4 protein-coding genes are annotated in these 2,699 nt (G+C 72.7%); 2 read left to right on the plus strand and 2 right to left on the minus strand.

Annotation, left to right across the window (positions count from 1 at the left end; all coding sequences use genetic code 11):
- The first annotated feature begins 236 nt into the window (after positions 1-236).
- On the plus strand, positions 237-395 hold the full coding sequence (locus ACZJYS_RS23895) for an aa3-type cytochrome c oxidase subunit IV (protein ID WP_109519021.1): 159 nt from the start codon (positions 237-239) through the stop codon (positions 393-395).
- 147 nt (positions 396-542) lie between these two features.
- On the opposite strand, the gene ndk is transcribed toward ACZJYS_RS23895, so the two are convergent.
- Positions 543-965 (minus strand): nucleoside-diphosphate kinase, encoded by a 423-nt coding sequence (gene ndk / locus ACZJYS_RS23900; protein WP_109519022.1) that lies wholly within the window; start codon positions 963-965, stop codon positions 543-545.
- A gap of 213 nt (positions 966-1,178) precedes the next feature.
- On the opposite strand from ndk, the gene ACZJYS_RS23905 reads away from it, so the two are divergent.
- Positions 1,179-2,219, plus strand: a complete 1,041-nt coding sequence (locus ACZJYS_RS23905) for an AI-2E family transporter (RefSeq protein WP_109519023.1) — start codon at positions 1,179-1,181, stop codon at positions 2,217-2,219.
- A gap of 12 nt (positions 2,220-2,231) precedes the next feature.
- Here the strand turns inward: ACZJYS_RS23905 and ACZJYS_RS23910 are convergent.
- Positions 2,232-2,699, minus strand: a 468-nt coding sequence (locus ACZJYS_RS23910; RefSeq protein WP_493180585.1) for an energy transducer TonB, incomplete at its 5' end; no start/stop codon positions are given.

Below are 2,699 nucleotides of genomic sequence, written 5' to 3' on the forward strand. Positions count from 1 at the left end.
TGCTGGTAGGGGTGCGGCGTGTGGCTGGCGACCGAGAAGCGCACGGCGCCGCAGCGGCAGGAGCCTTCCAGGGTGATCGGCATGGGCTTGGTCCTCCTGCCGGGGGCAACGCCCTCCAGGGGGGGAGGGTTCCTGGAAGCGGCGCCCTCGGCACCGTGCCCCCGCCAAGCCTCTTGCCGATGCGGCGCGCGATCCGTATTCCTGCGCGCTCAGGCTGGCGCAGCAGAGGGAACCCCATGGCCGAGGTGAATCACGAGATCGACTTCGTCGAGGTGAAGTCCGAGGACATCCTCGCCGAGCGCACCCATGGCTGGGACATGTTCACGAAGGCCACCAAGTGGGGCATCGGCGCCGTCATCGTGCTGCTGCTCTTCCTCTACGTCTTCTGGGGCTGAGGCCCCGCCCCGCCGGCGTCCTGTGGCCGGCGGCGGGAGGAAAGCGAAAAAAAAGGCGGGCCGCTCCGGCGGCCCGCCTTTTTTCATGCGTGTGTCACGCCCGCCGGGCGGGCCGGAGGCGGGGGGAGCGAACCCCCCGCGCCCGCTTCAGCCGACGATCTCGGTGCCGGCGAAGAAGAAGGAGACCTCGCGGGCCGCGGCCTCGGGGCCGTCGGAGCCGTGCACGCTGTTCGCCTCGATGCTCTCGGCGAACTCCTTGCGGATGGTGCCCTCGGCGGCGTTGGCCGGGTTGGTGGCGCCCATGATCTCGCGGTTGGCGGCGATCGCGTTCTCGCCTTCCAGGACCTGCACCACCACCGGGCCGGAGGTCATGAAGGCCACCAGGTCGTTGTAGAAGGGGCGGGCCTTGTGCTCGGCGTAGAAGGCGCCGGCCTGCGCCTGGGAGAGCTGGATGCGCTTCTGCGCGACGATGCGCAGGCCCTTCTCCTCGAACTTGGCGTTGATCTTGCCGGTCAGGTTGCGGCGGGTGGCGTCCGGCTTGATGATCGACAGGGTGCGCTCGGTGGCCATGGGAATGTCCTCACGGATAGGGGGCGGTTGCCGCCGCCGGATAGGCGGGCTGGCCGATCGGCGCAAGGGGCCATGGCCCGGCGCGGGCATGGGCGCCGGCATGGGCATGGGCATGGGCGCCGCCCCTCGGCAGTTCCTCCCCGGCGCAACCCCGGCCGCGCCCGGGCTTTAACCGCCCGCCTCCCCGGCGGGAGCGCTTGGGGGAGGCCCGGCATGCCGCGCAAGACCGTTTCACTGCTCATCCTGGCGGGCGCGCTGCTGCTGCTGCTCTGGATGATGCCGGAGGTGCCGCTGCTGGTCTTCGCAGCGGCGCTGCTCGGCGTCTTCCTGCATGCGGGGGCGCGGCTGCTGCGCCGGGTGCTGCCGGTGCCGCACGGCGCGGCGGTGGGGCTGTTCCTGCTGCTGCTGCTGCTGCTCGCCGCCGGCATCGGCATGCTGGCGGCGCAGCCGATCGCCGAGCAGCTCAACGAGTTGTGGCGCCAGGTGCCCGCCGCCACCCGGCGCCTGACCGACATGCTCTCCCGCTACAGCTGGGGGCAGGAGATCCTGCAGCGCCTGCAGCCCGGCAACATGGAGCTGCCGGCGGGCGGCAGCAGCACCGCCTTCTCGGCGCTGAACACCACCTTCGGCGCCCTGGCCAACGTGGTGCTGGTGGCCTTCCTCGGCCTCTACTTCGCGCTGGACCCGAAGCTCTACCGGCGCGGCATCGAGGCGCTGGTGGCGCCCTCGCTGCGCCCGCGCGCGCGGCAGGTGTGCGAGGAGGCCGCCGCCACGCTGCGCGGCTGGCTCGGCGCGCAGATGGTCTCGATGGCGGTGGTGGGCATGCTCACCGGCCTCGGCCTGTGGCTGATCGGCATTCCGCTGGCGCTGGTGCTGGGCCTCATCGCCGCGCTGCTGGCCTTCATCCCCACCCTCGGCCCGGTGCTGGCGGCGGTGCCGGCGGTGCTGCTCGGCCTGTCCGAGGGCTTCTCCGGCGCGTTCTCCGTCATCGGCGTCTATCTCGTGGTGCAGTCGGTCGAGAGCTACCTGATCACCCCCTATGTGCAGAAGCGCAGCGTGGACCTGCCGGAGGCCGCCACCATCATCGCCCTGGTGGCCTTCGGGCTGATGTTCGGCTTCCTCGGCATGCTGCTGGCGACGCCGATGGCGGCGCTGCTGCTGATGCTGGTGCGCCGCCTCTATGTCGAGGACTACCTGGAGCACGAGCCGGCGGAGGAGCAGCTGGTGCAGCGGCCGGTGATCCTGCGGAGCTGAGGCGCGCCGCGCTCAGCGGTAGACGATGCGGTAGTTCACCGTGAAGGTCAGGGTGGTGCTGTCGCCCTCCATCTCCGCCGTGAAGGCGGGGCCCACCTGGTCGCGGAACAGCGAGAGCGCCGCCGCGTCCAGCCAGCGGGAGCCGGAGCGGCCGGTGATCTGCACCGCCTCGATCCGCCCGTCCCGCGCCACGGTCACGCGCAGCACCACGGGGCCGTCCTCGCCGGCGGCGGCGGCCTGCGGCGGGTAGAAGCCGCGCGACTGCACCCAGGCCTGGAAGGCACGCCCCCAGTTCCGCCCCGGCCGCGCGCCGCTGACATGCGCCATCGCGGCGCTGCCGCTGTAGGCCGGCTGCCCCGGCGCCAGCGAGCGCTGCGGCACCGGCCCGATCGCCATGTCGAGCTGGCCGGGGCGGCCCGGCGCGGGGCGGGCCTGCGGCGCGGGGGCGATCGGCCGCGCCGCCTGCGGCCCCAGGCTCAG

It is taken from the genome of Roseomonas sp. TS2, assembly GCF_058833935.1.